The 24,675-nt window shown below is 58.5% G+C and carries 39 protein-coding genes (1 of these 39 running past the window's edge); 5 read left to right on the top strand and 34 right to left on the bottom strand.

The window, feature by feature from the left end; genetic code table 11:
- The 27 genes from rpoA to rpsJ form a co-directional block, all read right to left on the bottom strand.
- On the bottom strand, positions 1-797 hold the 5' portion of the coding sequence (gene rpoA / locus I6L39_RS05235; protein WP_005307997.1) for a DNA-directed RNA polymerase subunit alpha. The gene continues 193 nt to the left of window position 1, outside the view; the window shows 797 of its 990 coding nt (coding positions 1-797); its start codon is at positions 795-797; the stop codon falls past the left edge of the window.
- Positions 798-822: 25 nt separating this feature from the next.
- Entirely contained in the window at positions 823-1,443 is a 621-nt protein-coding gene (rpsD, locus tag I6L39_RS05240) for a 30S ribosomal protein S4 (RefSeq protein WP_010672568.1), read from the bottom strand.
- 40 nt (positions 1,444-1,483) lie between these two features.
- On the bottom strand, positions 1,484-1,873 hold the full coding sequence (gene rpsK, locus I6L39_RS05245) for a 30S ribosomal protein S11 (RefSeq protein WP_005319702.1): 390 nt from the start codon (positions 1,871-1,873) through the stop codon (positions 1,484-1,486).
- A 14-nt stretch (positions 1,874-1,887) separates the two neighbouring features.
- Positions 1,888-2,244 (bottom strand): 30S ribosomal protein S13, encoded by a 357-nt coding sequence (gene rpsM / locus I6L39_RS05250; RefSeq protein WP_125609091.1) that lies wholly within the window; start codon positions 2,242-2,244, stop codon positions 1,888-1,890.
- A 139-nt stretch (positions 2,245-2,383) separates the two neighbouring features.
- Positions 2,384-2,497, bottom strand: coding sequence for a 50S ribosomal protein L36 (gene rpmJ, locus I6L39_RS05255; RefSeq protein WP_005319705.1), 114 nt, complete (start codon positions 2,495-2,497; stop codon positions 2,384-2,386).
- A 27-nt stretch (positions 2,498-2,524) separates the two neighbouring features.
- Entirely contained in the window at positions 2,525-3,853 is a 1,329-nt protein-coding gene (secY, locus tag I6L39_RS05260; protein WP_010672567.1) for a preprotein translocase subunit SecY, read from the bottom strand.
- A gap of 8 nt (positions 3,854-3,861) precedes the next feature.
- On the bottom strand, positions 3,862-4,299 hold the full coding sequence (gene rplO / locus I6L39_RS05265; protein ID WP_005307987.1) for a 50S ribosomal protein L15: 438 nt from the start codon (positions 4,297-4,299) through the stop codon (positions 3,862-3,864).
- A gap of 2 nt (positions 4,300-4,301) precedes the next feature.
- Entirely contained in the window at positions 4,302-4,481 is a 180-nt protein-coding gene (gene rpmD, locus I6L39_RS05270; RefSeq protein WP_005307985.1) for a 50S ribosomal protein L30, read from the bottom strand.
- Between the two features lie 6 nt (positions 4,482-4,487).
- A complete protein-coding gene (rpsE, locus tag I6L39_RS05275; protein ID WP_042078432.1) occupies positions 4,488-4,988 on the bottom strand; it encodes a 30S ribosomal protein S5 in 501 nt (166 codons plus the stop codon).
- Positions 4,989-5,002: 14 nt separating this feature from the next.
- Positions 5,003-5,356, bottom strand: coding sequence for a 50S ribosomal protein L18 (rplR, locus tag I6L39_RS05280; RefSeq protein ID WP_010672566.1), 354 nt, complete (start codon positions 5,354-5,356; stop codon positions 5,003-5,005).
- A gap of 9 nt (positions 5,357-5,365) precedes the next feature.
- On the bottom strand, positions 5,366-5,899 hold the full coding sequence (rplF, locus tag I6L39_RS05285; protein ID WP_010672565.1) for a 50S ribosomal protein L6: 534 nt from the start codon (positions 5,897-5,899) through the stop codon (positions 5,366-5,368).
- 13 nt (positions 5,900-5,912) lie between these two features.
- Positions 5,913-6,305: a 30S ribosomal protein S8 gene (rpsH, locus tag I6L39_RS05290; RefSeq protein ID WP_010672564.1), complete on the bottom strand. Its 393-nt coding sequence runs from the start codon at positions 6,303-6,305 to the stop codon at positions 5,913-5,915.
- 19 nt (positions 6,306-6,324) lie between these two features.
- Entirely contained in the window at positions 6,325-6,630 is a 306-nt protein-coding gene (gene rpsN, locus I6L39_RS05295; RefSeq protein WP_042078430.1) for a 30S ribosomal protein S14, read from the bottom strand.
- Between the two features lie 10 nt (positions 6,631-6,640).
- The gene (rplE, locus tag I6L39_RS05300) at positions 6,641-7,180 is read right to left on the bottom strand and encodes a 50S ribosomal protein L5 (protein ID WP_005307978.1); all 540 of its coding nucleotides are present in this window, start codon (positions 7,178-7,180) and stop codon (positions 6,641-6,643) included.
- Positions 7,181-7,193: 13 nt separating this feature from the next.
- Positions 7,194-7,511, bottom strand: a complete 318-nt coding sequence (rplX, locus tag I6L39_RS05305) for a 50S ribosomal protein L24 (RefSeq protein WP_005307977.1) — start codon at positions 7,509-7,511, stop codon at positions 7,194-7,196.
- An 11-nt stretch (positions 7,512-7,522) separates the two neighbouring features.
- Entirely contained in the window at positions 7,523-7,891 is a 369-nt protein-coding gene (gene rplN, locus I6L39_RS05310) for a 50S ribosomal protein L14 (protein ID WP_005307975.1), read from the bottom strand.
- A gap of 148 nt (positions 7,892-8,039) precedes the next feature.
- Positions 8,040-8,288, bottom strand: a complete 249-nt coding sequence (gene rpsQ, locus I6L39_RS05315) for a 30S ribosomal protein S17 (protein WP_005307966.1) — start codon at positions 8,286-8,288, stop codon at positions 8,040-8,042.
- Positions 8,288-8,479, bottom strand: a complete 192-nt coding sequence (gene rpmC / locus I6L39_RS05320; protein WP_005307965.1) for a 50S ribosomal protein L29 — start codon at positions 8,477-8,479, stop codon at positions 8,288-8,290. Before rpmC ends, rpsQ begins: the two co-directional genes overlap by 1 nt.
- Positions 8,479-8,892 carry a 50S ribosomal protein L16 gene (rplP, locus tag I6L39_RS05325; protein ID WP_010672562.1) on the bottom strand — a complete coding sequence of 138 codons (414 nt, stop codon included), beginning with the start codon at positions 8,890-8,892 and terminating at the stop codon, positions 8,479-8,481. Before rplP ends, rpmC begins: the two co-directional genes overlap by 1 nt.
- A gap of 13 nt (positions 8,893-8,905) precedes the next feature.
- Complete coding sequence (gene rpsC, locus I6L39_RS05330) at positions 8,906-9,619, bottom strand: 30S ribosomal protein S3 (RefSeq protein ID WP_005331168.1); 714 nt, start codon at positions 9,617-9,619, stop codon at positions 8,906-8,908.
- A gap of 3 nt (positions 9,620-9,622) precedes the next feature.
- Entirely contained in the window at positions 9,623-9,967 is a 345-nt protein-coding gene (gene rplV / locus I6L39_RS05335; protein ID WP_010672561.1) for a 50S ribosomal protein L22, read from the bottom strand.
- Positions 9,968-9,977: 10 nt separating this feature from the next.
- Complete coding sequence (gene rpsS, locus I6L39_RS05340) at positions 9,978-10,256, bottom strand: 30S ribosomal protein S19 (protein ID WP_005307960.1); 279 nt, start codon at positions 10,254-10,256, stop codon at positions 9,978-9,980.
- A gap of 22 nt (positions 10,257-10,278) precedes the next feature.
- A complete protein-coding gene (rplB, locus tag I6L39_RS05345) occupies positions 10,279-11,100 on the bottom strand; it encodes a 50S ribosomal protein L2 (RefSeq protein ID WP_041209710.1) in 822 nt (273 codons plus the stop codon).
- A gap of 15 nt (positions 11,101-11,115) precedes the next feature.
- Complete coding sequence (gene rplW / locus I6L39_RS05350; protein ID WP_342690021.1) at positions 11,116-11,415, bottom strand: 50S ribosomal protein L23; 300 nt, start codon at positions 11,413-11,415, stop codon at positions 11,116-11,118.
- Positions 11,415-12,020, bottom strand: a complete 606-nt coding sequence (rplD, locus tag I6L39_RS05355) for a 50S ribosomal protein L4 (RefSeq protein WP_005340616.1) — start codon at positions 12,018-12,020, stop codon at positions 11,415-11,417. The genes rplW and rplD overlap by 1 nt, the downstream gene beginning before the upstream one ends.
- A gap of 17 nt (positions 12,021-12,037) precedes the next feature.
- Positions 12,038-12,670, bottom strand: a complete 633-nt coding sequence (gene rplC / locus I6L39_RS05360; protein WP_005307947.1) for a 50S ribosomal protein L3 — start codon at positions 12,668-12,670, stop codon at positions 12,038-12,040.
- A gap of 22 nt (positions 12,671-12,692) precedes the next feature.
- Positions 12,693-13,004 carry a 30S ribosomal protein S10 gene (rpsJ, locus tag I6L39_RS05365; protein ID WP_005307944.1) on the bottom strand — a complete coding sequence of 104 codons (312 nt, stop codon included), beginning with the start codon at positions 13,002-13,004 and terminating at the stop codon, positions 12,693-12,695.
- A gap of 354 nt (positions 13,005-13,358) precedes the next feature.
- Here rpsJ and I6L39_RS05370 point away from each other — a divergent pair, with 354 nt between their 5' ends.
- A complete protein-coding gene (locus I6L39_RS05370) occupies positions 13,359-14,273 on the top strand; it encodes a DMT family transporter (protein WP_216991235.1) in 915 nt (304 codons plus the stop codon).
- Between the two features lie 35 nt (positions 14,274-14,308).
- Here I6L39_RS05370 and envZ read toward each other — a convergent pair whose 3' ends face one another.
- On the bottom strand, positions 14,309-15,619 hold the full coding sequence (gene envZ, locus I6L39_RS05375) for a two-component system sensor histidine kinase EnvZ (RefSeq protein WP_216991236.1): 1,311 nt from the start codon (positions 15,617-15,619) through the stop codon (positions 14,309-14,311).
- The gene (ompR, locus tag I6L39_RS05380) at positions 15,616-16,335 is read right to left on the bottom strand and encodes a two-component system response regulator OmpR (RefSeq protein ID WP_216991237.1); all 720 of its coding nucleotides are present in this window, start codon (positions 16,333-16,335) and stop codon (positions 15,616-15,618) included. The genes envZ and ompR overlap by 4 nt, the downstream gene beginning before the upstream one ends.
- Positions 16,336-16,549: 214 nt before the next feature.
- Between ompR and greB the strand changes: the two genes are divergently transcribed.
- Both greB and I6L39_RS05390 read left to right on the top strand, forming a co-directional pair.
- Positions 16,550-17,023 (top strand): transcription elongation factor GreB, encoded by a 474-nt coding sequence (greB, locus tag I6L39_RS05385; protein WP_042078424.1) that lies wholly within the window; start codon positions 16,550-16,552, stop codon positions 17,021-17,023.
- 277 nt (positions 17,024-17,300) lie between these two features.
- Entirely contained in the window at positions 17,301-19,607 is a 2,307-nt protein-coding gene (locus I6L39_RS05390; RefSeq protein WP_216991238.1) for a Tex family protein, read from the top strand.
- 57 nt (positions 19,608-19,664) lie between these two features.
- Here the strand turns inward: I6L39_RS05390 and I6L39_RS05395 are convergent, their stop codons facing one another.
- The 3 genes from I6L39_RS05395 to bioH form a co-directional block, all read right to left on the bottom strand.
- A complete protein-coding gene (locus tag I6L39_RS05395) occupies positions 19,665-20,426 on the bottom strand; it encodes a putative metalloprotease CJM1_0395 family protein (RefSeq protein WP_216991239.1) in 762 nt (253 codons plus the stop codon).
- Positions 20,427-20,521: 95 nt separating this feature from the next.
- Positions 20,522-20,755 (bottom strand): flagellar biosynthesis protein FlgE, encoded by a 234-nt coding sequence (locus I6L39_RS05400; RefSeq protein WP_216991240.1) that lies wholly within the window; start codon positions 20,753-20,755, stop codon positions 20,522-20,524.
- 71 nt (positions 20,756-20,826) lie between these two features.
- Positions 20,827-21,591: a pimeloyl-ACP methyl ester esterase BioH gene (gene bioH / locus I6L39_RS05405; RefSeq protein WP_216991241.1), complete on the bottom strand. Its 765-nt coding sequence runs from the start codon at positions 21,589-21,591 to the stop codon at positions 20,827-20,829.
- Between the two features lie 38 nt (positions 21,592-21,629).
- Between bioH and I6L39_RS05410 the strand changes: the two genes are divergently transcribed.
- Positions 21,630-22,358 (top strand): ComF family protein, encoded by a 729-nt coding sequence (locus tag I6L39_RS05410; RefSeq protein ID WP_216991242.1) that lies wholly within the window; start codon positions 21,630-21,632, stop codon positions 22,356-22,358.
- 148 nt (positions 22,359-22,506) lie between these two features.
- Positions 22,507-23,085, top strand: a complete 579-nt coding sequence (gene nfuA, locus I6L39_RS05415) for a Fe-S biogenesis protein NfuA (RefSeq protein ID WP_010672549.1) — start codon at positions 22,507-22,509, stop codon at positions 23,083-23,085.
- Between the two features lie 69 nt (positions 23,086-23,154).
- Here nfuA and gpsA read toward each other — a convergent pair whose 3' ends face one another.
- Both gpsA and secB read right to left on the bottom strand, forming a co-directional pair.
- Positions 23,155-24,159 (bottom strand): NAD(P)H-dependent glycerol-3-phosphate dehydrogenase, encoded by a 1,005-nt coding sequence (gpsA, locus tag I6L39_RS05420; RefSeq protein WP_042078415.1) that lies wholly within the window; start codon positions 24,157-24,159, stop codon positions 23,155-23,157.
- A 2-nt stretch (positions 24,160-24,161) separates the two neighbouring features.
- Positions 24,162-24,632, bottom strand: coding sequence for a protein-export chaperone SecB (gene secB / locus I6L39_RS05425; protein ID WP_010672547.1), 471 nt, complete (start codon positions 24,630-24,632; stop codon positions 24,162-24,164).
- Between the last annotated feature and the right edge of the window lie 43 nt (positions 24,633-24,675).

Genomic DNA, 24,675 nt, shown 5'->3' on the forward strand with positions numbered 1-24,675 from the left:
GAACGAACTGTCAGCTCCAAATCATCGACAGGACGCAGCAGAATCGGATCAAACTCGGGTTTCTCTTCTTTCTTCTCGGGCACGCTGACATCGCGCAGATCCACGAAGGCTTCCAGCTGTTCGGCCAAGATAGTGGCAGAACGGCGGATGGCCTCTTCCGGATCCAGAGTACCATTGGTCTCCATGTCGATAACCAGCTTGTCCAAGTCGGTGCGCTGTTCCACACGTGCCGCCTCAACATTGTAGGCGATGCGAACGATGGGACTGAACGCGGAGTCCAGCAGCAGGCGGCCGATAGGACGCTCTTCATCATCGTTGTGAACACGAGCAGAAGCAGGCACATAACCACGACCGCGCTGAACTTTCAGACGCATGCTGATCTCAGCATTGGCCCCTGTCAGGTGGCAGATTACGTGCTCCGGGTTTACGATCTCGACTTCATCACCGTGAGTGATATCACCAGCGGTAACGGGGCCTGTTCCAGACTTGGTCAGGGACAGAGTTACCTCGTCCTTGCCTTCCAGCTTCACAGCGATACCTTTCAGGTTGAGCAGGATTTCAAGAATGTCTTCCTGCACACCTTCTTTGCTGCTGTACTCGTGCAGTACTCCGTCGATCTCGACTTCAGTAACTGCACAACCGGGCATAGATGACAGCAAAATACGACGCAAGGCGTTGCCCAGCGTGTGACCAAAGCCACGCTCAAGCGGCTCGAGAGTCACTTTCGCGTGAGTCGGGCTAACTTGCTCGATGTCAACTAGCCGCGGTTTAAGAAAATCTGTTACAGAACCCAGCATTGTGTCCTCTCTTTAGAAGCTAGCTTTACTTGGAGTAAAGCTCGACGATCAGCTGTTCGTTAATGTCGGCAGACAGGTCGGAACGCTCCGGCAGGCGCTTGAAGGCACCTTCCATCTTAGCAGCGTCAACCTCTACCCAAGTCGGCTTCTCGCGCTGACCAGCAACTTCCAGGGAAGCTTTGATACGCGCTTGCTTCTTAGCCTTCTCGCGAACGCAGATCACGTCCTCAGGGGATACCTGGAAAGAAGGAACATTCACAACGCGGCCGTTTACCATGATGGCTTTGTGGCTCACCAGCTGACGAGATTCAGCACGAGTGGCGCCGAAGCCCATGCGGTAGACGACGTTGTCCAGACGACCTTCCAGCAGCTGCAACAGGTTTTCACCGGTGTTACCCTTTTGACGGGCAGCGTCGCGGTAGTAGTTGCGGAACTGTTTTTCCAGCACGCCGTAGATACGACGTACTTTTTGTTTCTCGCGCAGTTGTACACCGTAGTCGGACAGACGCGCTTTACGCGCACCGTGCTGACCAGGAACGGTGTCAATCTTGCACTTAGAATCAATCGCACGAACACCAGACTTCAGGAAGAGGTCGGTGCCCTCACGACGGCTAAGCTTAAGCTTAGGACCGATATATCTTGCCATCTTCTTTCTCCAACAATCCTAGACCAAGTAGCTACCAGCGTTACACGCGGCGCTTCTTGGGAGGACGACAACCGTTGTGCGGGATCGGAGTCACATCAGTAATATTAGTGATGCGGAAACCAGCCGCGTTCAGAGCGCGGATGGAAGACTCACGACCGGGACCCGGACCTTTGACCATGACTTCCAGGTTCTTCACGCCGTATTCTTTGGCGATCTCACCAGCACGCTCAGCTGCTACCTGGGCAGCAAACGGAGTGGACTTACGGGAACCACGGAAACCTGAACCACCGGAGGTAGCCCATGACAGAGCATTGCCCTGACGGTCAGTAATGGTCACGATTGTGTTGTTGAAAGATGCATGAACGTGCGCAATACCGTCGCTCACTTGCTTTTTAACGCGCTTGCGAGCACGAGTCGGAGTTTTAGCCATTTTCTACCTTCCCGTTACTTCTTGATAGCCTTGCGCGGACCCTTACGGGTACGAGCGTTGGTCTTGGTACGTTGACCACGAACAGGCAGGCTACGACGGTGACGCAAACCACGGTAGCAACCCAGATCCATCAATCGCTTGATGTTCATGGAAATCTGACGACGCAGGTCACCTTCAACGGTGAATTTACCTACTTGTTCACGCAGACTCTCGATCTGAGTTTCGTCCAGGTCTTTAATTTTCACATTCTCAGCGATACCGGCTGCGGCACAGATGGCCTTGGAGCGGGTACGACCGACGCCATAAATAGCAGTCAGTGCAATGACTGCATGCTTATGGTCAGGAATGTTAATGCCAGCGATACGGGCCACTATTCACTCCTACATATAGTAGATTACGACCACCACAAAGCCCGTGAGCGGATACGTGGCGGTCAACCAATACACAACAAAAGTTGGCTGGCTATATTAGCCAGCACAACTATTTGTTGCAAGTACTAACCGTAAAAAATTAGCCTTGGCGCTGTTTATGCTTTGGCTCGCTGCAAATCACACGCACCACACCGTGACGCTTGATGATTTTGCAGTTACGGCAGATTGCCTTAACGGAAGCACGAACTTTCATTGCTTAACTCCGTAACTACGCCGACCTTTAGCGGCCGTAGCCCTTCAGGTTGGCCTTCCTCAGGACGTCGCCATATTGATGAGACATCATATGGGTTTGTACCTGAGCCATGAAGTCCATGATAACTACCACGATAATCAGCAGCGAGGTGCCACCGAAGTAGAACTGTACGTTCCAGGCAGTCATCAGGAACTGGGGTACCAGACAGATAAAGGTTATATAGAGCGCACCTGCCAATGTCAGGCGAGTCATAACCTTATCGATGTAACGTGCTGTCTGCTCGCCCGGGCGGATCCCCGGGATAAAGGCTCCACTCTTCTTCAGGTTATCTGCTGTCTCGCGGGGGTTGAACACCAGCGCGGTATAGAAGAAACAGAAGAAGATAATGGCTGCTGCATAAAGCATCTCATACAAGGGCTGACCCGGCTGCAGGACCATAGAGACCTGTTGCAGGATATCAGCGATCTTGCCCTCGCCCTGACCAAACCAAGAGGTGATGGTCCCAGGGAAGAGGATGATGCTGGATGCGAAAATCGCAGGAATCACACCGGCCATATTCACTTTCAACGGCAGGTGTGTGCTTTGCGCGGCGAATACCTGGCGGCCTTGTTGACGCTTGGCATAGTTCACGACGATACGACGCTGACCACGCTCCACGAACACCACAAAGTAAGTCACTGCGAAAACAATCAAGCCCAGCAACAACAACAGCAGGATGTGCAATTCCCCTTGACGTGCCTGTTCGGCCGTAGCGCCAATGGCATGAGGCAGACCGGCAACGATACCTGTGAAGATAATCAACGAGATACCATTACCAATCCCACGCTCGGTAATCTGCTCACCCAACCACATCAAGAACATGGTACCGGTGACCAGACTCACAACGGCTGTGAAATAGAAGCCCAAACCCGGATGAGTCACGAGTCCTTGCATCATATTCGGCAAGCCGGTTGCAATACCAATGGCCTGGAACGTTCCCAAAACCAGCGTGCCCCAACGGGTATATTGGCTAATCTTGCGACGGCCGGATTCACCCTCTTTCTTGAGTTCAGCAAGAGCGGGATGGACCACAGTCAGCAGCTGGATAATGATCGAGGCCGAAATGTACGGCATGATCCCCAGCGCAAGAATAGAAGCACGCGAGAGTGCACCACCACTGAACATGTTGAACATCTCAATGATGGTGCCCTTCTGTTGTTGGAACAACTCGGCCAGTACGGCGGCGTCAATACCAGGGATCGGCACATAAGAGCCTGCACGGAACACGATAATTGCCCCGAGAACGAAGAGCAGACGGCTCTTCAATTCACTCAGACCACCTTGTGCTTTAACATCCAATCCTGGTTTCTTAGCCATTGTACTGATTATTCCTCGATTTTACCGCCAGCGGCCTCGATGGCTGCACGTGCACCTTTGGTGACGGACAGACCACGAACGGTCACAGCACGGTCAATGTTGCCAGACAGAACAACTTTAGCGAACACGATGTTTTTGGTAATCACACCGGCTTGCTTCAGAGTGCTCACGTCGACCACATCACCTTCTACCAGGGCGATTTCATTCAGGCGCACTTCGGCAGAAACCAAAGATTTGCGAGAGAAGAAACCGAACTTCGGCAGACGGATTTTCAAAGGCATCTGGCCACCCTCGAAACCGTTGCGGACTTTACCGCCACCGGAACGAGAAGTTTGACCTTTCACACCACGACCACCAGTCTTGCCCAGACCAGAACCGATACCACGGCCCGGACGGTGCTTAACACGCTTGGAACCAGCGGCCGGAGACAGAGTATTCAGACGCATGCTTAGCCCTCCACCTTAACCATGTAATAAACCTGGTTGATCATACCGCGTACGCAGGGAGTATCTTCCAGCTCAACGGTGTGACCAATGCGACGCAGACCCAGACCACGCAGAGTCGCCTTGTGCTTTGGCAGACGGCCGATAGAGCTGCGAGTTTGAGTTACTTTTACAGTGTTAGCCATGTCGCATTACCCCAGAATTTCTTCAACGCGCAGACCACGCTTGGCAGCGATCTGTTCCGGTGATTGACCGTGAACCAGAGCGTCGACAGTTGCGCGAACAACGTTGATCGGGTTGGTGGAACCGTAGGTCTTGGCCAGCACGTTGTGGATACCGGCAACTTCCAGCACGGCACGCATAGCGCCGCCTGCGATGATACCTGTACCTTGGGAGGCCGGCTTCATGAACACGGTGGAACCAGAGTGAACACCACGCACCGGGTGGTGCAGAGTGCCGTTGTTCAGTTCAACCTTGCTCAGGTTACGCTTAGCCTGTTCCATCGCCTTTTGAATGGCGGCCGGAACTTCACGAGCCTTACCGTAACCGTAACCTACACGGCCGTTACCATCACCCACCACGGTCAACGCGGTGAAGGACATGATACGACCACCTTTAACAGTTTTCGAAACACGGTTTACTGCAATGAGCTTTTCTTGCAGTTCGCCGGCTTGAGATTCGACTTTAGCCATCTTCGACTCCTAGCTTAGAACTGAAGACCAGCGTCACGAGCAGCGGCAGCCAGAGCGGCTACACGACCGTGATACTTGAAACCGGAACGATCGAAAGATACGTTCTGAACGCCTTTGGCAATGGCACGCTCAGCGATTGCTTTACCTACAGCGGTAGCAGCATCTGCGTTACCGGTGTATTTCAGAGCTTCACTGATGGCCTTCTCTACTGTGGAAGCAGAGGCCAGAACTTCGGAACCGTTGGCTGCAATAACCTGCGCATAGATATGACGCGGGGTACGGTGAACAACCAGACGGGTAGCTCCCAGTTCCTGCATCTTTTTCCGAGCACGAGTAGCACGACGGAGACGAGCTGCTTTCTTGTCCATAGTGTTACCTTACTTCTTCTTAGCTTCTTTAGTACGCACTTGCTCGTTGGCATAGCGTACACCCTTGCCCTTGTAGGGCTCCGGAGCGCGGTAAGCACGGATATCGGCGGCGACTTGGCCAACCAGCTGCTTGTCCACACCACGCAGAACGATTTCGGTGGCGGACGGACATTCAGCGGTGACACCAGCCGGCAGCGCATGCTCTACCGGGTGAGAGAAGCCCAGTGCCAGCGCAACAGCATTGCCCTTGATGGAGGCTTTGTAACCTACACCAACCAGCTGCAGCTTGCGCTCGAAGCCTTGGGTAACACCGACTACCATGTTGTTGACCAATGCACGGGCAGTACCGGCCTGAGCGTCAGCACCAGCGATGCCGTCGCGCGGGGCGAACTTCAGTACATTGTCTTCTTTGGTCACTTCTACACCGGCGTGGATGGAACGAACCAGGGAACCTTTACCACCTTTGATGGACAGTTCCTGACCGTTCAGAGTCACCTCTACGCCAGCAGGAATAGTGACGGGTGCCTTAGCAACGCGAGACATTTCCGACCTCCTATTAAGCGACGTAGCAGATGATCTCACCACCCATGCTTGCCTTGCGGGCAGCACGGTCGGTCATCACACCTTTAGACGTGGACACGATAGCAACACCGAGACCGCCCATGACTTTCGGCAGATCAGTAGTGCGCTTGTAAATACGCAGGCCGGGACGGCTCACGCGTTGGATCAGTTCTACAACCGGCTTGCCCTGGAAATACTTCAGTTCGATTTCCAGTTCCGGCTTCACGTCACCAGCTACGTTGTAGCCAGCGATGTAACCTTCTTCTTTCAGCACTTTGGCGATAGCCACTTTCAGCTTGGAAGAAGGCATGGAAACCGCAACTTTGCTCGCCGCCTGACCGTTACGGATGCGGGTCAGCATATCCGCGATCGGATCTTGCATGCTCATAGTCTAACTCCCGAGATTCTTACCAAGAGGCCTTTTTGAGGCCCGGAATTTCGCCCTTCATGGCATGCTCACGCACCTTGATGCGGGACAGGCCAAACTTGCGCAGGAAACCGTGCGGACGACCAGTAATATTGCAACGGTTACGCTGGCGGGACGGACTGGAATCACGGGGCAGCTGTTGCAGTTGCAAGACAGCGTCCCAACGCGCTTCTTCAGAAGCGTTCATATCAACGATGATAGCTTTCAGCTCGGTACGCTTGGTAGCGTATTTGGCTGCCAGCTTCGCACGCTTAGCTTCGCGCGCTTTCATGGATGTTTTAGCCATAACCCTAACCTTACTTGCGGAATGGGAAGTTAAAGGCAGCCAGCAGAGCACGGCCTTCTTCGTCGGTATTCGCGGAAGTGGTGATGGTGATATCCAGACCACGGACGCGATCGACCTTGTCATAGTCGATTTCCGGGAAGATGATTTGCTCACGCACGCCCATGGAGTAGTTACCACGGCCATCGAACGCCTTGGCGTTCAGACCACGGAAGTCACGGATACGCGGTACGGAGATGCAAATCAGCCGTTCCAGGAACTCCCACATACGCTCGCCACGCAGGGTTACTTTACAACCTATCGGGTAGCCTTCACGAATCTTGAAGCCCGCAACAGATTTGCGTGCTTTGGTGATCAGCGGTTTCTGACCGGAAATGGCAGCCATGTCGGCAGCGGCATTTTCCAGCAACTTCTTGTCAGAGATCGCTTCACCAACACCCATGTTCAGGGTGATTTTCTCGATCCGAGGGACTTGCATGATAGTCTTGTAACCGAACTGCTTGGTCAGTTCATTTACTACATCGGATTTGTAGTAATCATGCAGTTTCGCCATCGTTAAACTCCAATTACTTCACAAGTTCGCCGGTGGATTTGAAGAAACGGACTTTCTTGCCGTCTTCAATCCGGAAACCAACGCGGTCAGCCTTGCCAGTGGCAGAGTTGAACAGCGCTACGTTAGATACATCGATGGGGGCTTCTTTGGTGACGATACCGCCAGCCTGACCCAGTGCGGGTACCGGCTTCTGGTGTTTCTTCACCTGGTTGATGCCTTCCACGATTACCTTACCTTTGGCAATCAGAACTTGAGTGACTTTGCCACGCTTGCCCTTGTCTTTGCCGGTAAGAACAATTACTTCGTCTTCGCGACGGATTTTAGCTGCCATCGTTCGACTCCTTACAGTACTTCGGGTGCCAGGGACACAATCTTCATGAACTTCTCGTTACGGAGTTCACGGGTCACCGGGCCAAAAATACGAGTACCGATTGGCTGTTGGTTGTTGTTAAGCAACACAGCCGCATTGTTGTCGAAACGGATGACAGAGCCGTCCGGACGACGAACGCCTTTACGGGTGCGTACGACCACCGCGTTATACACATCACCTTTCTTCACTTTACCGCGAGGAATGGCTTCCTTGATGGAAACCTTGATGATGTCGCCGATGCCGGCGTAACGGCGGTGCGAACCACCCAGAACCTTAATACACATTACACTGCGAGCGCCGGAGTTGTCGGCAACACCCAGCATACTTTGCATCTGGATCATCTTAGTGCTCCGCTTTGTTTACTTCTTATCCCTGATGGGATCTGGCTGCCTTCAAAAGGCGCGAAACTATAACACAGCTGTTTTTGAAAAGGTAGCCTAAAAAACAAACGGCCCCGATGGGGGGCCGTTTGGGCTAGAAAGTACCGAATTAGGCCTTTTCTACGACAGCAACCAGGGTCCAGGACTTGGTCTTGGACAGCGGGCGGCACTCGCGGATTTCCACGAGGTCGCCAGCCTTGCACTCGTTGTTCTCGTCATGCACGTGCAGCTTGGTAGTGCGCTTGATGATCTTACCGTAGATCGGGTGCTTTACCTTGCGCTCGATGGCGACGGTGATGGACTTGTCCATCTTGTCGCTGATTACACGACCTTGCAGAGTACGGATCTTGTCAGTCATTACGCACCTGCCTTCTCAGTCAGTACAGTCTTGATACGTGCGACGTCACGACGCACTTGTTTCAGAGTGTGAGTCTGAGCCAGTTGGCCGGTGGAAGCTTGCATGCGCATGTTGAATTGCTCACGCAGCAGACCCAGCAGCTCCTGGTTCAGTTCTTCGACGCTCTTTTGACGCAGATCTTGGGCTTTCATCACATCACCGTCTTAATTACGAAAGTGGTCTGAACGGACAGCTTAGCTGCGGCCAGGGCAAACGCTTCACGCGCCAGAGCCTCAGGTACACCATCCATCTCGTACAGAACCTTGCCAGGCTGGATCGGGCAAACCCAGTATTCCACGTTACCCTTACCTTTACCCATACGAACTTCGAGGGGCTTTTCGGTGATGGGCTTGTCCGGGAACACACGGATCCAGATCTTGCCTTGACGCTTAACGTGACGGGTCATGGCACGACGGGCTGCTTCGATTTGACGAGCAGTCAGCTGACCACGAGATGTCGCCTTCAGGCCAAAGGTACCGAAGGATACTTCGTTACCGGCATTGGCCAGACCGCGGTTACGACCCTTGTGGGTCTTGCGGAATTTAGTACGCTTAGGTTGCAACATTTACCGAATCTCCTTACTTAGCAGCGCGGCGCTTGTTGTCACGCTTGGGCTTTGCAGGAGCTTGCTCTTGAGCAGCGGCAGCATTGACTGCAGCCAGACCACCCAGAACTTCGCCCTTGAAGATCCAAACTTTGACGCCGATCACACCGTAAGTGGTGTGGGCTTCAGAAGTTGCATAGTCGATGTCGGCACGCAGGGTGTGCAGGGGCACACGACCTTCACGGTACCATTCGGTACGCGCGATTTCAGCGCCGCCCAGACGACCGGATACTTCTACCTTGATGCCCTTGGCACCCAGACGCATGGCGTTCTGTACGGCGCGCTTCATGGCGCGACGGAACATTACGCGACGTTCCAGCTGAGAAGTGATGCTGTCGGCAACCAGTTTGCCATCCAGCTCCGGCTTGCGGACTTCGGAAATGTTGATCTGAGCAGGCACGCCAGCAATAGCGGCTACGGCTTTGCGCAGTTTCTCAACGTCTTCGCCTTTCTTGCCGATCACGACACCCGGACGAGCGGTGTGAATGGTCACACGGATGCTCTTGGCCGGACGCTCGATGGTGATCTTGGACAAGGAAGCGTTTTTCAGCTCCTTGGTCAGGAACTGGCGTACTTGGAAATCGCTGTACAGGTTGTCAGCGAAGTCTTTGGTGTTCGCGAACCAGGTAGAATTCCAAGGCTTGGTAATACCCAGGCGAATGCCATTAGGATGTACTTTCTGACCCATTGCTTATCTCCCAGCCTTAGCGTCGGATACCACTACAGTGATGTGAGCGGTACGCTTGAGGATACGATCCGCGCGACCTTTGGCACGCGGGCGGATGCGCTTCATGGAGGGACCTTCGTCTACCATGATGGTGGCAACACGCAGGGTGTCGATATCGGCACCTTCGTTGTGCTCAGCGTTGGCAATGGCAGATTCCAGCACTTTCTTCACCAGAACAGCAGCCTTTTTCGGGCTGAAGGTCAGGATGTTCAGAGCCTTGTCTACGGACAGACCACGTACTTGATCGGCTACCAGACGAGCTTTCTGGGCAGAAGTACGGGCATAACGGTGTTTAGCGATAGCTTCCATCATTTATCCCTTAGCGCTTCTTAGCCTTCTTATCAGCAGCATGGCCGCGATAAGTACGAGTCGGTGCGAATTCACCCAGTTTGTGACCGATCATTTCTTCGGTAACGAAAACCGGAACGTGCTGACGACCATTATGGACAGCGATGGTCAAACCGATCATGTTCGGGATGATCATTGAACGACGGGACCAGGTCTTAACCGGCTTTTTATCCCCGCTTTCCACCGCTTTCTCTACCTTCTTCAGCAAGTGCAGGTCGATAAATGGACCCTTCTTGAGAGAACGTGGCATGGTGATTCCTCTATGTTAACAATTACTTGTTACGACGACGTACGATGTACTTGTCGGTACGCTTGTTCTTACGGGTCTTGAAGCCCTTAGCCTTCTGGCCCCATGGGGACACAGGCTGCATGCCCTTGTTACGACCCTCACCACCACCGTGCGGGTGATCAACCGGGTTCATCGCCATACCGCGAACGGTCGGACGAATACCACGCCAGCGGTTTGCACCGGCTTTACCCAGTTGACGCAGCATGTGCTCGGAGTTACCCACTTCACCGATGGTAGCGCGGCACTCGGCCAGAACTTTACGTACTTCGCCGGAACGCAGACGCAGAGTTACATAGTTACCTTCACGAGCCAGGATCTGGATGAAAGTACCAGCGGAACGAGCCAGCTGGGCACCTTTACCAGGCTTCATCTCGACGGCGTGAACGGTAGAACCGACCGGAATGTTGCGCATCGGCAGGGTGTTACCCACCTTGATGGCAGCATCAGCACCAGAGGCGATTGCATCACCAGCTTTCAGGCCTTTCGGAGCCAGGATGTAACGACGCTCACCGTCTGCATACAGCACCAGGGCGATGTTTGCGGTACGGTTAGGATCGTATTCCAGACGCTCAACTTTGGCCGGAATGCCGTCTTTGTCGCGCTTGAAGTCGATCAGACGGTAGTGTTGCTTGTGACCACCGCCGATGTGGCGAGTGGTGATACGACCGTTGTTGTTACGACCACCGGTCTTGTCTTTCTTGTCCAGCAGGGCTGCGAAGGGCTTACCCTTGTACAGCTCTTGGTTGACGATCTTGACGACGTGGCGGCGGCCCGGAGAAGTAGGCTTGCACTTAACGATTGCCATTTTTCAGAACTCCTCTTACTCGGCTGCGCCCATGAAGTCGATGTCCTGACCAGCTTTCAGGGTCACATAAGCCTTTTTCCAATCGGAACGACGGCCTACGCGTGCACCTGCGCGCTTGGTCTTACCCTTCATGTTCAGGGTACGGACGGTCTCAACTTCGACCTCGAACAGTTTCGCAACTGCAGCTTTGACTTCCGCCTTGGTGGCATCAACAGCAACTTTGAACACGATAGTGTTCTGCTTTTCTGCGACCATGGTGCTCTTTTCAGAGATGTGCGGAGCCTTCAGAACTTTCAGCAGACGCTCTTCACGGATCATGCCAGCATCTCCTCGATTTGCTTAACTGCGTCAGCAGTCATCAGAACCTTGTCGAAAGCGATCAGGCTGACCGGGTCGATACCGGCAACGTCACGCACGTCGACCTTGTACAGGTTACGAGCAGCCAGGAACAGGTTCTCATCGACTTCAGCAGTCACGATCAGAACGTCAGTCAGTTCCATTTCTTTCAGCTTGGCGATCAGTTCTTTGGTCTTCGGCGCTTCGATGCCGAACTTCTCAACAACGATCAGGCGCTCTTGACGTACCAGCTCGGACAGGATGCTACGGATAGCGCCGCGGTACATCTTCTTGTTTACTTTCTGGCTGTGATCTTGCGGCTTAGCAGCAAAGGTCACACCACCGGAACGCCAGATGGGCGAACGGATGGAGCCAGCACGGGCACGACCAGTACCCTTCTGACGCCACGGCTTTTTGCCGCCACCAGACACTTCAGAGCGAGTCAGCTGCGCACGAGTACCCTGACGGGCACCAGCGGCATATGCAACGACAACCTGGTGAACCAGAGCTTCGTTGAATTCGCGCCCGAAGGTAGTCTCGGAAACTTCAAGAGCGCTCTTGGCGTCTTTCATTACCAATTCCATTACTATCTCCTCAGACGTTACGCTTTGACGGCAGGTTTGACGATCACGTTGCCGTTGGTTGCACCCGGTACTGCGCCTTTGATGAGCAGCAGGTTGCGTTCAGCGTCAACACGAACCAGTTCCAGGTTCTGAGTCGTTACACGCTCAGCACCCATGTGACCAGCCATCTTCTTGCCCTTGAATACACGGCCCGGGGTCTGGTTTTGACCGATGGAGCCAGGTACACGGTGGGACAGGGAGTTACCGTGGGTCATATCCTGGGTGCGGAAGTTCCAGCGTTTAACAGTACCGGCAAAACCTTTACCCTTGGATGTGCCGGTAACGTCTACCAGCTTAACGTCAGCGAGAAGATCTACTTTCAGCTCGCTACCAACAGTGAAGGTTTCACCGTTGTTCAGGCGGAATTCCCACAGACCGCGACCGGCTTCTACACCAGCTTTGGCGAAGTGGCCAGCTTCCGGCTTGGTCACACGGCTGGCTTTCTTGGAGCCAGTGGTAACCTGAATAGCGTTGTAGCCGTCGGTTTCTACAGATTTGACCTGAGTTACACGGTTAGCTTCAACTTCGATAACAGTCACCGGGATAGAAACGCCATCTTCAGTGAAGATGCGAGTCATACCCACTTTGCGACCTACAAGACCGATTGTCATTGTTATCAACCTCTTTCCGTAATTAACCCAGGCTGATCTGGACGTCTACACCAGCTGCCAGATCCAGACGCATCAGAGCGTCAACGGTCTTGTCAGTCGGTTCAACGATGTCTACCAGACGCTTGTGAGTGCGGATCTCGTACTGATCACGCGCGTCCTTGTTGACGTGCGGGGAGATCAGAACGGTGAAACGCTCTTTGCGAGTCGGCAGCGGGATAGGACCGCGAACCTGCGCGCCGGTGCGCTTTGCAGTTTCAACGATTTCCGCAGTGGATTGATCGATCAGGCGATGATCAAAAGCCTTCAGGCGGATACGGATTCTTTGGTTCTGCATTGACAGAGCTCCAATAGATAAAAGAACATAAACCAACACCGCCCGACCGAGATTACTCCCGCCAGAGGTGCGATTTTTCACGTTTCCTCCCATATCGGGAGGACTGTATGGCTGGCGACACGTAAACGGGAAGCTCAGCAAGCAGACATATCGTCTGGCTGCCTCATGGGCAAGCGGAGGGGATTATACGGATTTTTTCAATTCACGCAAGAGAAGGCGGACAGATTGTGCGCAATTTTGTGTGGCGGATGGATCTCGTGGCGCATCCTCGCTCCCCCCTCGAAAACCGGTAACGACAATGTTGCAAACGGGCTGATAGACTGCGTCCTCGCCTCTGTCTGCGGAGTCATCCCTATGCTCAAGAATCAGAAAAAAGCCTACCAGTACGGGCTCTGCGCCGTCGCCCTCTGGTCGACGGTCGCCAGCGCCTTCAAGATCTCCCTTGCCTACTTCGAGCCGGTTCAACTGCTGCTGGTCGCGGCCTGTACCTCCACCCTGACGCTGGGGGTGATCGTAGCCTACCAGGGCAAACTGCCGCTACTGCTCGGCTACATCAAGGGCCGCCCCCTCTACTATCTGGCGCTGGGGGCCTTGAATCCCTTCCTTTATTACCTGCTGCTGTTCAAGGCCTATGACCTACTGCCGGCCCAGCAGGCCCAGACCCTCAACTACACCTGGGCCATCACCCTCAGCCTGCTGGCCGTCCCCTTCCTCGGTCAGACGCTGCGCCGCCGCGACGGGGTCGCCATCGTGCTCGGTTACTTCGGGGCCCTGGTGATCGCCACCAGGGGGGATGTGTTCGGCCTGCAGTTCGACAGCCCGATCGGGGTGACGCTGGCCCTGGTCTCGACCCTCATCTGGGCCGGCTACTGGATCCTCAACACCCGCAATCAGGGGGATCCCGTCGTCAGCCTGCTGCTCGGCTTCCTCATCAGCCTGCCCTTCATCGTCGCCGCGACCTGGCTGCTCTCCGACTTCGCCATGACCGCCTGGCAGGGATGGGCCGGCGCCATCTATGTGGGGCTGTTCGAGATGGGTTTCGGTTTCGTGCTCTGGCTGATGGCGCTGCGCCATGCCACCAACACGGCGCCCATCAGCAACCTTATCTTCATCTCGCCGTTTGCCTCCCTGGTGCTGCTCAACCTGTTGATCGGCGAAACCATCCACCCGGCCACCCCCATCGGGCTGGTGCTGATCGTCGCAGCCCTGCTGATCCAGCAGCTGAAATATGGCAGGCGCTACCGCAAGACAAGCGAGCCGCAAGCCTGACATACAAAGGGCGTATCCATGGATACGCCCCTCGCTCAGTCCATCCACTCCAGCGGCTGGTTCTTGGGTAGCCGGATCTCCACCAGCAGGCCCCCCAGCTCGGATCGTCCCAGCCTGATGGTGCCGTGATGCTGGGAGACTATCTTGGCGACAATGGCCAGCCCCAGGCCGCTGCCGCCGCCGGTGCGGGCCACATTGCCCTGGGTAAAGGGCTTGAGCACCCGGGAATAGTCCTCTTCTGCTATCCCCGGGCCGTTGTCAGAGAGTCGCAGCCGTACCCAGTGACCGTCATCCCTGAGCTCGGCCTGCAGCCGGGTCGCACCATAGCGCAGCGCATTGCCCGACAGGTTATTGAGGATGCGGCGCATGCTGATGGGGTGACAGACGACCCGCACCGCCGCCTCAGGTAACAGCACCTCCACCTCCAACCCCTGATCGGTCTGCATCAGGAGCGCATCATGGATCAGCCGGGTCAGGTCGACGGAATGGGCATCCAGCCCCTCGTTTGGCCGGATGTAGTCGATGAACTGATCGATAATGCCGTTCGACTCGTCGATGTCCGCATTGATGCTCTCCTTGAGATACTCATCCTCGGAAGACATCATCTCGGTGGCCAGGCGGATGCGGGTCAGGGGCGTGCGCAGATCGTGGGACACCCCCGCCATCATCAGATTGCGCTCCTCGATCAGCCCCTTGATGGAGCTGGACATGTGATTGAAGGTGCGGGTCAGGCGGCGCACCTCACGGGAGCCCTGCTCGTCCAGCGCATCGGGGAAGTGGCCTCGGGCCACCGCCACGGCCCCCGCCTCGAGATCCTCCAGCGGTCGCACCAGCTGGCGGGCGAAGCGCCAGGCCGCGAACAGGGTCACCACCAGCAGCACGCTCATGTAGAGGATGAGCGGCTCTATGTCGTCATCCTCGATCTCGGTGAGCGGAATACGCACCCACATCTGGCTGGCCTGGGGCGGCTGGATCCAGATGATGTAGTGATCCTGGATCTCCACCCTGACCCGGGTCTCCCCCTTCAGCTCGCGGCTGATGCTCTCCTCCAGATAGGGATAGGGTTTGGAGTCGTTCAGCCCGTGCTGCTCCGCCTCGCTCTGGGTGTAGATGTCGCTGCCGGTCGCCACATAGACCAGCGCCTCGGCATCTTCGCTCAGGGCAAGCTGACTGTTGTCCACCGGGAAGATGAGCTTGACCTGGTTGGCCAGCAGGTGACTGATCTGCTTGACGGTGGGGGCCAGCAGGTAGTTGTAGAAGGTGGCGTAGGAGACAAACTGATAGACCACCAGCACGGCGGCCAGAAACCAGAGCATGCGGGAAAACATGCTGCCCACTTTCTTCATGCGTTCTCACCGTCCGGCACGAAGACATAGCCCAGACCCCAGACGGTCTGCAGGTAACGGGGCTGGGCCGGGTCCTGCTCCAGCAGGCGGCGAAGGCGGGAAACCTGCACGTCTATGCTGCGCTCGGTGGCGGTGTACTCGCGACCCCTCGCCAGATTCATCAGCTTGTCGCGGGAGAGCGGCTCGCGGGGATGGCTCACCAGCACCTTGAGCACCGCAAATTCGCCGCTGGTCAGCGAGACCGGCTCGCCGTCCCGGCTCAGTTCCCGGGTCGCCAGGTTGAGCTGATAGGCACCGAAGGTCACCATCTTCTCGGCGGCGGAGGGGGCACCGGGCAGCTCGACGGTGTGGCGGCGCAAGACGGCACGGATCCGGGCCAGCAGCTCCCGCGGGTTGAACGGCTTGGGCAGGTAGTCATCGGCCCCCATCTCCAGCCCGACGATGCGATCCACCTCATCCCCCTTGGCGGTGAGCATGAGCACAGGGATCTGGTTGCCCGCCTCGCGCAGGCGGCGGCAGATGGAGAGGCCGTCTTCCCCGGGCAGCATCAGGTCCAGCACCATCAGGCTGAAGTTTTCACGGGTCAGCAGGCGGTCGGCCTGTTCGCCATTGGCGACGCCCCGAACCACGAACCCCTGTTCGGTCAGGTAGCGCTCCAGCAGGGAACGTAATTTCAGGTCGTCGTCGACCACCAGGACCTTGTATTGCTGACTCATTGCCGCCTCTCCTCTCTGTCTCCGCTCATACTAGGGCGCGTCCCTGCAACCACAAAGCATAAATATGTTACCGGTTATTACCCTGTATCCGGGCTGGACGGGCTCTCTACGCTCCTGCCAGCCCTGCTCCGGCCACGCTTTTTGCTCGACAGGGCGGCGGCAATGGCTAAGATCCCGTGCAAACAGATGCAATGCGCCAGGGAGTGATAACCCCATGAAAACCAAACTCATTACCCGTGAAGGCTACAACCGGCTCAGGCAGGAGCACGACATGCTCTGGCGGGAGGAGAGGCCAGACGTCACCAAGAAGGTGGCCTGGGCGGCCAGCCTCGGCGATCGCAGCGAGAATGCCGACTACCAGTACAACAAGAAGCGCCTGCGGGAGATCGACCGCCGGGTTCGCTACCTGCGCAAGTGCCTGGAAGAGCTGACCATAGTCGACTACTCCCCCTCCCAGGAGGGCAGGGTGTTCTTCGGCGCCTGGGTCGAGGTCGAGAACGACGAAGGCGAGGCCAAGCGCTTTCGCATCGTCGGCTACGACGAGATCTTCGGTCGCAAGGACTACATCTCCATCGACTCCCCCATGGCCCGCGCCCTGCTCAAGAAGGAGGTGGGCGACGAGGCCATGGTGCGTACGCCAGTCGGTGACGCCTGCTGGTACGTCAATGAGATCAGCTATCCCAAATGAGCCGGCTTCACGCCACCACCAGAGCCGTTGACGGGCTCCCTTAGGTCGGTATGGGCCGGCTGCGCCTGTCATCCGGGGGGCTCACTGCCCTCTCTGCCGGGGTGGCATCCCGCTGCCCGACCCCATATAGTGCTCACACCCGGCGCCTTGCAGCGCCAACCGGCCCGCGCGGCAGCGGCCTGGCTGGTACCTTGAGTATCGCCAGGACAGACCCCATGCCCGGCAACATTGCCCCGCGCTGGCCAGTTAGACAGGACCCGACCACCAGAGACCCTCGATGCAAAGCCACGTAATAGAACATCAGATCGCCGGTGAGCTGAATGCCCGCCCGGAACAGGTGCAGGCCGCCGTTCGCCTGCTGGACGAAGGCGCCACCGTTCCCTTCATCGCCCGTTACCGCAAAGAGGTGACCGGCGGTCTGGACGACAGCCAGCTGCGCACCCTGGAAAGCCGCCTCGGCTACCTGCGCGAACTGGCGGATCGCCGTCAGGTGATCCTGCGCTCCATTGAGGAGCAGGGCAAACTCACCCCCGAGCTGGCCCGCGAGCTGAACGAGGCCGACAGCAAGACCCGGCTCGAAGATCTCTATCTCCCCTACAAACCCAAGCGCCGTACCAAGGGGCAGATGGCCATCGAGGCGGGGCTGGAACCGCTGGCCGACCTGCTGCTGGGGGACCCCATGAAAGATCCCGAGCAGGAGGCGGCCCGCTTCCTCAATGCCGAGCAGGGGATCACCGACGGCAAGGCCGCCCTCGACGGCGCCCGCTACATCCTGATGGAGCGCTTCGCCGAGCAGGCGGATCTGCTGGAGAAGCTGCGAGACTACCTGTGGCAGAACGCCACCCTGCGTGCCCGCGTGGTGGCCGGCAAGGAGCAGGAAGGGGCCAAGTTCAAGGATTACTTCGAACACGACGAACCCCTGCACAAGGCCCCCTCCCACCGGGTGCTGGCCATGCTGCGCGGCCGCAACGAGGGGATCCTCAACCTGGCGCTGGTTGCCGGCGACGATGAGGGTGCCAGCCCCTGCGAAGGGATCATCGCCCATCACCTCAGGCTCAACCTGCAACACCGCCCGGCCGACAAGTGGCTGCAGGGGGTGGTGAGCTGGACCTGGAAGATCAAGCTGTCGCTCCAGATGGAGACCGAGCTCATCGGTCGCATCCGCGAGTCGGCAGAAGAGGAGGCGATCAAGGTATTCGCCATGAACCTCAAGGATCTGCTGATGGCGGCGCCGGCCGGCATGCGCTGCACCATGGGGCTGGATCCCGGCATCCGCACCGGGATCAAGGTGGCGGTGGTGGATGCCACCGGCAAGCTGGTCGATACCGCGACCATCTATCCGTTCGAACCCAAGCGCCAGGTGGATCAGAGCCTCAAGACCCTGAGCGAGCTGTGCCAGAAGCACAGGGTCGAACTCATCAGCATCGGCAACGGCACCGCCTCGCGGGAGACCGACCGCCTGGTGAGCGATCTGTTCGAGCGCTACCCGGCCGCCAAGGCCCAGAAAATCGTGGTGAGCGAAGCGGGGGCCTCGGTCTACTCCGCCTCCGAGCTCGCCTCCCAGGAGTTCCCGGATCTCGACGTTTCCCTGCGCGGCGCCGTCTCCATCGCCCGTCGCCTGCAGGATCCCCTGGCCGAGCTGGTCAAGATAGACCCCAGGAGCATAGGTGTCGGCCAGTACCAGCACGACGTCGGCCAGAGCCAGCTGGCCCGACGGCTCGATGCGGTGGTCGAGGATTGCGTGAACGCGGTGGGTGTGGATGTGAACACCGCCTCGGTCGCCCTGCTGAACCGGGTGTCAGGCCTCTCCCAGACCCTGGCCCAGAACATCGTCGCCTACCGGGACGAGAACGGCGCCTTCAAGAGCCGCCAGCAGTTGCTGAAAGTGAGCCGGCTCGGACCCAAGGCGTTCGAGCAGTGTGCCGGCTTCCTGCGCATTCGCGGCGGCAGCAACCCGCTGGACAGCTCGGCGGTGCACCCGGAGTCCTACCCCGTGGTGGAGCGGATCCTGGCCAAACTGGAGCAGACCGTCGACAGCCTGCTCGGCAACAGCAGCCTGCTGCGCACCCTCAAGCCTTCCGACTACACCGATGAGCAGTTCGGCGTGCCCACCGTCACCGACATCATCGGCGAGCTGGACAAGCCAGGCCGCGACCCACGCCCCGAGTTCAAGACCGCCACCTTCAAGGAAGGGGTGGAGAAAATCAGCGACCTGGTGCCCGAGATGGTGCTGGAGGGGGTAGTTACCAACGTCACCAACTTCGGCGCCTTCATCGACATCGGCGTTCATCAGGATGGCCTGGTGCACATCTCCTCCCTGACCGACCGCTTCGTCAAGGATCCCCGCGAGGTGGTCAAGGCGGGCGACATCGTCCGGGTGAAGGTGCTGGAGGTGGATGCCCCGCGCAAGCGCATCAGCCTGACCATGCGTCTGGACGAGAAGGCCGGCCAGCCGGCGCGCAAACCGGCCGAGCAGCGTCACACCGGCAACGCCAGACCGAAACAGGCGCCCCGTCAGAGCGCTACGACCGACGGTGCCATGGGCAACGCCTTCGCCGCCGCCCTCTCCAAACTGAAGAAATAAGCTCCCAGAATGCAAAAAGCCCCGAAAGGGGCTTTTTCATGCCAGCACGGGGCGGGATCAGACGTCCTGACTCAGGCTATGCGGGGAGGCCGGTCTCACCGCTTGCTGATAGTGCCTGGCAATCACCTGGTTTCGATTGTCCATGTAGGCACCGAGCGACCCCATGGCTTCCTGCCTGAGCACCATAAGCTCCTGGCGGGCCCTGGCCTCCTTGGCGAAAGCGGCGCGGGCGACGCTCAGGTCTTGTGACGACGGCTCATCCGGCGCCAGCGCAGCGGCACGCACCTGCTGCATCTTGGCGATGGTCGCTGCCGGATCCCCGGGGATAGTGCCGATGTCGATGGCGACCTCTCCCCCGGTGGCATAGCGCTTGCCATCCGGCCCACGGGAAAACTGGTAGCTGGGGCTGCCCGCATGCTCACCGCCGACCGCTTGGTGCGCCTGCTCGTGCTTGCGCACCTCGAGATCCCGTTCGACCAGCGCAGCCACCTGACGCTGCTGCTTCTGCTGCTCCTGCTGTTCGCCATCCTGGCGTTGTCGACGTTCCCCCTCCTCCCCCGTTGCCTCGACAAAACGGTGCGCCACCGTCGCGGGACCGGCCTGGCCACTCTCTTTCGTCGACGGGGATGGGGTAGCGGGATTGGCCTGAGCGGCTCGGGTTCTCTCTTTCTGGGAGCCGACGCCAGACTCGGCACCGAAGGCCTCGCTCTGGCGGCTGGGGGGCACCAGCTCCGCGCGGCGGTTGTCAGTCTGTGCCGATTCCGTCTGCGGCTGCAGCTGGTTGGGAATGAGCGACGGCAGGCTGACGTTGATATTCATCTCACACCCGGATACCGATCATGCTGCCCGTCCATACCGCCTGCGATTGCAGTTGACTGGCCACAAGGGGTGGCAGCCCAACTTGGATGCTCATGTCACACCCGGATATCGATCAGGGTGCCCAGCATGTCGCTGGCGGTCTGGATCACCTTGGCGGAGGCGCCGGCTTGCTGCTCGGCCACCTTGAGGTTGACCAGCTCCTCGGGCAGCGCCACCCGCTCACCGGCGGGGGTATTGAGACGGGCAATCTGGCTGGAAGCCTGGACGGCCAACTGCTCCGCCCGCTGGAATCCCTGCACGCCCGTGGTCATGGCCGAATCGATGCGCATCTTGTTGCTCCTCTGGCTGTTGGCTGATTATTCACCAGCCAACGAGATTATTGAAGCCTGGCGCTCGCTTTTCAGCCGATAAACTGCCGCACCATGTCGATAAACTGAGCAGGGTGGGAGATGAAGGGCGCGTGGGACGCCTTGTCCAGTACCCGGCACCGGCTTCCGGGATAGCGCTCGTCCAGCAGCGGAATGGCCGCCTTGGGCACCAGGGTATCCAGCCTGCCGTAGAGGCGCAGCCAGGGCAGATCCAGGCCGACCAGTTGATCCCGCAGATCGACCTCGGCCAACAGGCCGAGACCCGCCTCCAGGGCGGCAAGCCGGGGGGCTGGCCGCTCCGCCAGCCAGTGGCGCAGCTGGCGAATGTCGTTCCTGGCATGTTCGCTGCCCATGGCCTGGATCGCGAGGAAGCGTTCTATGGTCTGCATGAAGTCCCCCGCCAGCATCTGGTTGAACCCCGCCAGCACCTTGGGAGCTATGCCCGGCCATTCATCCCGGGCCAGGAAGCAGGGGGAGCTGGCTACCGTGATGAGGGAGTGGAGGCGCTCAGGCATGGTCAGCGCCAACTGGCTCGCCACCAGACCACCGAGGGACCAGCCGAGCAGATGGCATTTTTCAGGCAATATGGCCGCCACCTGCTCTGCCAGCCAGGGCAGGGTGTAGTCTATCCCTTCTTGCAGGGAGCTGTTGCCAAAGCCGGGCAGGTCCACCAGATGCAGCCGATAGTGGGCAGCCAGTTCTTGGGCGATACCGTGCCAGACGGCCCCGTTCATGCCCCAGCCATGCAACAACACCAGGTCCGGGCCCTGGCCAAACCGCTCAACCGATACGCTCATCTAGACTCAAGATCCCTGTTTATCTGCTTGGAGCCTGCATGTTAAAGCGGCTGCTCGCCAAAGCAAGTCCGATCCTCGGCACCCGGGCCGACTGGCTGGGTCTGTGCCTGCTCTGCCGCCAACCCTGTGACGAGGCGCCTCTGCTGTGCTCCTGGTGCCGGCAGGCCCTGCACCAGGATGGCTGGCAGTGCCGGCTGTGTGCGGCACCGTTACCGGAGCAATATGCAGAGAGCGGCCTGGTGTGCGGACGTTGCCAGCGCCGTCCGCCCCCCTGGCAGCGGCTGCAGGTGATCGGCGACTACCGGGCACCCTACTCCCTGCTCGTCCCCCGGCTGAAATATTCCGGTCAGATCCTGCTCGCACCGCTGCTCGCCCGCGTGCTGGCCGACCACCTTAATCTCGATGACCCGCCACAGGCCATCATTCCGGTCCCCCTGCATTGGTGGCGCCAGTGGTGGCGTGGCTTCAACCAGGCAGAGGAGATAGGCCGGGCCCTGAGCGAGCTCATCGGCATTCCCTGTGACAGCCGCTTGTTGCGCCGGGTCAGGGCAACCCCGCAGCAGACCCGGCTCAGTGCCGGCCAGCGGCGGCGCAACCTGCGCGGCGCCTTCGAGATGGCGCCTCACCACTACCGGCATGTGGCACTGCTCGACGATGTGGTGACCACGGGAGCGACCGCAGGTCAGCTCACCCGGTTGCTCCACGAGAGCGGCGTCACCAGGGTGGAGGTGTGGGCCATCTGCCGTACCCTCAGACACCCCGCATAGCCTGGCGCGGAACCGGCCGACGAGACTGGAGGCGGCATGATTCCGATACGCCCAAGCTCACAAGCTCGCCATCGGCACGCTACCCAAGCCCCGCCAAGCGAGTTATCATGAATACCCTAGTCGTACACTCAGGTTTATGAGGATAGTGATGATCAGCATTTCCGACACCGCCCAGGCCCACTTCCGCAAGTTGCTGGAGAAGCAGCCTGATGGCACCAACATCCGGGTGTTTGTGGTCAATCCGGGAACCCAGAATGCCGAGTGCGGCGTATCCTATTGCCCACCCGACGCGGTCGATCCGGAAGATCAGCACCTGCCCTTCAGCGGCTTCGACTGCCTGGTCGATCCCTTGAGCGCCCCCTTCCTGGTGGATGCCACCATCGACTTCGTCACCGATCAGATGGGCTCCCAGCTCACCCTGAAAGCCCCGAACGCCAAGATGCGCAAAGTGGCCGATGACGCCCCCCTGATCGATCGCATTGAATACGTGCTGATGTCCGAGGTGAACCCCATGCTGGCCGGTCACGGCGGCAAGGTCACCCTGGTCGAGCTAACCGACGACAAGCTGGCCATCCTGCAGTTCGGCGGCGGTTGCAACGGCTGCTCCATGGTCGACTACACCCTGAAAGAGGGGATCGAGAAGCAGCTGCTGGAGAAATTCCCGGGCGAGCTCAACGGCGTGAAAGATGCCACCGAGCACCAGCGCGGCGACCACTCCTACTACTGATTTGCTCCCTTGCAGCAAAGAAAAGGCCCCGCCAGCTGGCGGGGCCTTTTGCATGCTGCAGCAGGCAGATCACTCGTCCTTCTTGTCTCGCGACAGCAGGGCGATGGCCGCCTCTTTCGGATTCTTGCCTTCGTACAGCACCTTGAAGATCTGTTCGCAGATGGGCATCTCGACGCCACAGCGGGCCGCCAGCAGATGCACTTCTTTGGTGTTGCGATAACCTTCCACCACCTGGCCTATCTCGGCCATGGCGGTGTCAACCGACTTGCCCGCTCCCAGCGCCAGGCCGAAACGGCGGTTGCGCGACTGGTTGTCGGTGCAGGTCAGCACCAGATCCCCGAGCCCCGCCATCCCCATGAAGGTCTTGGCATCGGCCCCGAGGGCGGCGCCCAGACGCTGCATCTCAACCAGCCCCCGGGTGATGAGCGCGGTTCTGGCGTTGGCGCCAAAGCCGAGCCCGTCGGAGAGACCGGCACCGATGGCGATGACGTTCTTGACCGCCCCGCCCAGCTGCAGACCGATGAAGTCCGGATTGGTATAGACCCGGAACGAGCGGCCGCAGTGCAGCAGGTGGGAGAGATCGTCGGCAAAGTCGTCGTGGGTGGAGGCCACCGAGATGGCAGTCGGCAGACCGGCAGCCAGCTCGCGGGCGAAGGTGGGGCCAGAGATGACCGCCAGCGGAATGGCATCCCCCAGCACCTCCCGCGCCACCTCTTGCAGCAGACGACCGCTATCCGGCTCCAGCCCCTTGGTCGCCCAGGCGATCCGGGTATCCGGGCGCAGGAAGGGCTTGACCCGGGCCAGCACCTCGCCGAACACATGGCTCGGCACCACCAGCAGCAGCACAGGGGCGGCTTGCACCGCCGCCTGCAGATCCGCCGTCAGTTGCAGATCGGCCGGGAAGGGAACATCCGGCAGGAAAGCCTTGTTGCAGCGATCCTGTTCCAGCTCGGCGACATGGGCGGGGTCATGACCCCACAGCAGGGTCGGATGACCGTTGCGCGCCAGAGAAATGGCAAGGGCGGAGCCATAAGACCCCGCCCCCAGGACCGAGATTGCGATCTGGTCGGCCATTATCAGGCTTCCGCAGTCGCCTGCTGGGCCTGTACCTGCGCCATGTGCTGGGCGAACAGGGCGTCGAAGTTGACCGGTGCCAGGTTCAGCTGCGGGAAGGAACCCTTGCTCACCAGGTTGGACACCGCTTCGCGGGCATAGGGGAACAGAATGTTCGGGCAGAAGGCCGCCAGGCAGTGGGCCAGTTGCGGCTCAGGCAGGTTGCCGATGGTGAAGATGCCGGCTTGCTGCACTTCGCACAGGAAGGCGGTCTCGGTTTCCAGCTTGCAGGTGACGGTCAGGGTCAGCACCACTTCATAGACGCTGTCGGCCAGGACATTGGTCTTGGTGTCCATGTCCAGCTTGACGTCCGGCTGCCACTCTTTCTGGAAGATGTGCGGGGTATTCGGGGCTTCGAAGGAGACATCCTTGGTGTAGACACGCTGGATGTGGAATTCCGGTTGCACTTCCTGGTTGTTGATTTCGTCAGCCATTTCGTTTGATTCCTTTTTAAGATAATGAGTGGGCGCAGGCCCT

Origin of the sequence: Aeromonas sp. FDAARGOS 1409 (assembly GCF_019048705.1) — a bacterium.
In the GTDB taxonomy this organism is placed as follows: Bacteria; Pseudomonadota; Gammaproteobacteria; order Enterobacterales; family Aeromonadaceae; genus Aeromonas; species Aeromonas sanarellii.

Coding starts and splice junctions, on each gene's coding strand:
- I6L39_RS05370 (WP_216991235.1), top strand. CDS start 13,359: ATGCTCAAGAATCAGAAAAAAGCCTACCAGTACGGGCTCTGCGCCGTC.
- I6L39_RS05410 (WP_216991242.1), top strand. CDS start 21,630: ATGTTAAAGCGGCTGCTCGCCAAAGCAAGTCCGATCCTCGGCACCCGG.
- rpsS (WP_005307960.1), bottom strand. CDS start 10,256: ATGCCACGTTCTCTCAAGAAGGGTCCATTTATCGACCTGCACTTGCTG.
- gpsA (WP_042078415.1), bottom strand. CDS start 24,159: ATGGCCGACCAGATCGCAATCTCGGTCCTGGGGGCGGGGTCTTATGGC.
- greB (WP_042078424.1), top strand. CDS start 16,550: ATGAAAACCAAACTCATTACCCGTGAAGGCTACAACCGGCTCAGGCAG.
- secY (WP_010672567.1), bottom strand. CDS start 3,853: ATGGCTAAGAAACCAGGATTGGATGTTAAAGCACAAGGTGGTCTGAGT.
- rplF (WP_010672565.1), bottom strand. CDS start 5,899: ATGTCTCGCGTTGCTAAGGCACCCGTCACTATTCCTGCTGGCGTAGAG.
- rplN (WP_005307975.1), bottom strand. CDS start 7,891: ATGATCCAGATGCAAAGTATGCTGGGTGTTGCCGACAACTCCGGCGCT.
- rpsK (WP_005319702.1), bottom strand. CDS start 1,873: ATGGCTAAAACTCCGACTCGTGCTCGCAAGCGCGTTAAAAAGCAAGTG.
- ompR (WP_216991237.1), bottom strand. CDS start 16,335: ATGAGTCAGCAATACAAGGTCCTGGTGGTCGACGACGACCTGAAATTA.
- I6L39_RS05390 (WP_216991238.1), top strand. CDS start 17,301: ATGCAAAGCCACGTAATAGAACATCAGATCGCCGGTGAGCTGAATGCC.
- rpmJ (WP_005319705.1), bottom strand. CDS start 2,497: ATGAAAGTTCGTGCTTCCGTTAAGGCAATCTGCCGTAACTGCAAAATC.
- rplP (WP_010672562.1), bottom strand. CDS start 8,892: ATGTTGCAACCTAAGCGTACTAAATTCCGCAAGACCCACAAGGGTCGT.
- rplD (WP_005340616.1), bottom strand. CDS start 12,020: ATGGAATTGGTAATGAAAGACGCCAAGAGCGCTCTTGAAGTTTCCGAG.
- rpsN (WP_042078430.1), bottom strand. CDS start 6,630: ATGGCTAAAACATCCATGAAAGCGCGCGAAGCTAAGCGTGCGAAGCTG.
- rpsC (WP_005331168.1), bottom strand. CDS start 9,619: ATGGGTCAGAAAGTACATCCTAATGGCATTCGCCTGGGTATTACCAAG.
- rpsQ (WP_005307966.1), bottom strand. CDS start 8,288: ATGACTGACAAGATCCGTACTCTGCAAGGTCGTGTAATCAGCGACAAG.
- rplB (WP_041209710.1), bottom strand. CDS start 11,100: ATGGCAATCGTTAAGTGCAAGCCTACTTCTCCGGGCCGCCGCCACGTC.
- bioH (WP_216991241.1), bottom strand. CDS start 21,591: ATGAGCGTATCGGTTGAGCGGTTTGGCCAGGGCCCGGACCTGGTGTTG.
- rplC (WP_005307947.1), bottom strand. CDS start 12,670: ATGACAATCGGTCTTGTAGGTCGCAAAGTGGGTATGACTCGCATCTTC.
- rpsE (WP_042078432.1), bottom strand. CDS start 4,988: ATGGCTAAAGTCGAATCTCAAGCCGGCGAACTGCAAGAAAAGCTCATT.
- rpmC (WP_005307965.1), bottom strand. CDS start 8,479: ATGAAAGCCCAAGATCTGCGTCAAAAGAGCGTCGAAGAACTGAACCAG.
- rplO (WP_005307987.1), bottom strand. CDS start 4,299: ATGCGTCTGAATACTCTGTCTCCGGCCGCTGGTTCCAAGCGTGTTAAG.
- rpsJ (WP_005307944.1), bottom strand. CDS start 13,004: ATGCAGAACCAAAGAATCCGTATCCGCCTGAAGGCTTTTGATCATCGC.
- envZ (WP_216991236.1), bottom strand. CDS start 15,619: ATGAAGAAAGTGGGCAGCATGTTTTCCCGCATGCTCTGGTTTCTGGCC.
- rpsD (WP_010672568.1), bottom strand. CDS start 1,443: ATGGCAAGATATATCGGTCCTAAGCTTAAGCTTAGCCGTCGTGAGGGC.
- nfuA (WP_010672549.1), top strand. CDS start 22,507: ATGATCAGCATTTCCGACACCGCCCAGGCCCACTTCCGCAAGTTGCTG.
- rpsH (WP_010672564.1), bottom strand. CDS start 6,305: ATGAGCATGCAAGATCCGATCGCGGATATGCTGACCCGCATCCGTAAC.
- rplE (WP_005307978.1), bottom strand. CDS start 7,180: ATGGCGAAACTGCATGATTACTACAAATCCGATGTAGTAAATGAACTG.
- rpmD (WP_005307985.1), bottom strand. CDS start 4,481: ATGGCTAACACTGTAAAAGTAACTCAAACTCGCAGCTCTATCGGCCGT.
- rplX (WP_005307977.1), bottom strand. CDS start 7,511: ATGGCAGCTAAAATCCGTCGCGAAGACGAAGTAATTGTTCTTACCGGC.
- I6L39_RS05400 (WP_216991240.1), bottom strand. CDS start 20,755: ATGCGCATCGATTCGGCCATGACCACGGGCGTGCAGGGATTCCAGCGG.
- I6L39_RS05395 (WP_216991239.1), bottom strand. CDS start 20,426: ATGAATATCAACGTCAGCCTGCCGTCGCTCATTCCCAACCAGCTGCAG.
- secB (WP_010672547.1), bottom strand. CDS start 24,632: ATGGCTGACGAAATCAACAACCAGGAAGTGCAACCGGAATTCCACATC.
- rplR (WP_010672566.1), bottom strand. CDS start 5,356: ATGGACAAGAAAGCAGCTCGTCTCCGTCGTGCTACTCGTGCTCGGAAA.
- rplV (WP_010672561.1), bottom strand. CDS start 9,967: ATGGAAGCTATCGCTAAACACCGTTATGCCCGTACTTCTGCCCAGAAA.